The sequence below is a fragment of the Saccharothrix sp. ST-888 genome (assembly GCF_000955975.1).
Taxonomy (GTDB): domain Bacteria; phylum Actinomycetota; class Actinomycetes; order Streptomycetales; family Streptomycetaceae; genus Kitasatospora.
Genome location: NZ_JYJF01000550.1, coordinates 1 through 362, shown reverse-complemented (window position 1 = coordinate 362; position 362 = coordinate 1). Strand labels below are relative to the sequence as shown.

1 protein-coding gene is annotated in these 362 nt (G+C 70.2%); it reads left to right on the top strand.

Translation table 11 applies throughout. From position 1 onward, the window contains the following. Positions 1-57: 57 nt before the first annotated feature. Positions 58-362, top strand: a 305-nt coding sequence (locus tag UK12_RS33740; protein WP_231591499.1) for a serine hydrolase, incomplete at its 3' end; no start/stop codon positions are given.

The window sequence follows — 362 nt, the reverse complement described above, 5'->3', positions numbered from 1 at the left end:
CACAAGGCCGAGGCGACTCCGGGGAGGCCGAGGGGGTACAGGAACGCCAAATCCGTCGTGGCCGGCCCGATCGTGCAGAAGGTCAGCGGACGCACCCTCGCGGAGGAGATGGACCGGCGCAGCATGAAGCGCATCGGGCTGCGGCATACCTGCAGCCGCGCTCCTGGGGATATGACCATCCGTGAGCCGCACCCCCAGCGTTACCAACGCAACCCCGCGCACGGACCGCGGCGCGACTTCACGGAGTTGGACCCCTCCGCAGGCTGCGCCGCAGGCCAGTTGATCTCCACCAACTCCGACCTCAACCGCTTCTTCACCGCGCTCCTCGCCGGCCACCTCCTCCCGGCGGCCCCGCTCGCCGA